The 1153-nt window shown below is 63.1% G+C and carries 1 protein-coding gene; it reads left to right on the top strand.

The window, feature by feature from the left end; all coding sequences use genetic code 11:
* A partial coding sequence (gene glf / locus BG22_RS10770; RefSeq protein WP_140495465.1) for a UDP-galactopyranose mutase occupies positions 1–1153 on the top strand: 1153 nt, incomplete at both ends.

Here is a 1153-nt window from a genome sequence, read left to right as displayed (position 1 = left end):
AATATCCGGATTTGGTGGTTGTCGGCGCGGGTTTGTTTGGCCTGACGGTCGCTCAGCAGGCGGTGGAGCGTGCGGGCGCGCGCGTGCACATCATTGACGTGCGTGACCATATCGGCGGCAACGCCTACTCCTACATGGATGAGGAGACCGGTGCCGAGATCCACAAGTATGGCGCCCACCTGTTCCATACGTCCAACAGGCGCGTGTGGGACTACGTCAACCGTTTCACCACGTTCACCAGCTACGTGCACCGCGTCTACGCCACGCACGACGGCGAGGTCTATCCGCTGCCGATCAACTTGGGCACCATCAACCAGTTCTTCCACGCGCATTACACGCCCGCCCAGGCGCAGGCGCTGATCGCCGGGCAGGCCGGCGAGCTGGCCGGCACCGATCCGGCCAACCTCAACGACAAGGGCATCCAGCTCATCGGTCGCCCGTTGTACGAGGCGTTCATCAAGAGCTACACCGGCAAGCAGTGGCAGACCGATCCCTCCGAGCTGCCGGCGTCGATCATCAAGCGTCTGCCCGTGCGCTTCAACTACGACAACCGCTACTTCAAGGACACGTGGGAGGGTCTGCCCGCGGACGGCTACACGAAGTGGATGGAGCGCATGATCGACGACCCGCGCATCACCGTGTCCCTCAAGACCGATTTCTTCGACGAGACGCAGCCGTACAACAAGAAGGCGCTGCTGGCCGCCGGCGTGCCGGTCGTCTACACCGGCCCGGTCGATCGCTATTTCGACTACGAGCTGGGCGATCTCAAGTGGCGTACGGTGGACTTCAAGGAGGTCCGCTACGACGAAGGGGACCACTATGGGTGCCCGGTGATGAACTTCTCCGATGCGGATGTGCCGTACACGCGCGCCATCGAGTTCAAGAACTTCAACCCGGAGCGTGCTGCCCAGCAGAATCCGGGCAGGACCGTGGTGTGGGAGGAGTACAGCCGTTTCGCCGAGCGTGGCGACGAGCCGTACTATCCGATCAACACCGACGAGGACAAGGCCCTGTACGCCCGCTACGAGGCCAAGGCCGCCGCCGAGCCGAAGGTCGTGTTCGGCGGGCGTCTCGGCACGTACAAGTACTACGACATGCACAACGTCATCGACACCGCCCTGACCGCCTACGAGCAGCAGGTCGCACCACTACT

It is taken from the genome of Bifidobacterium sp. UTBIF-78, from assembly GCF_006408945.1.
GTDB lineage: Bacteria > Actinomycetota > Actinomycetes > Actinomycetales > Bifidobacteriaceae > Bifidobacterium > Bifidobacterium myosotis.
This window is presented reverse-complemented; position numbering and strand designations above follow the sequence as displayed.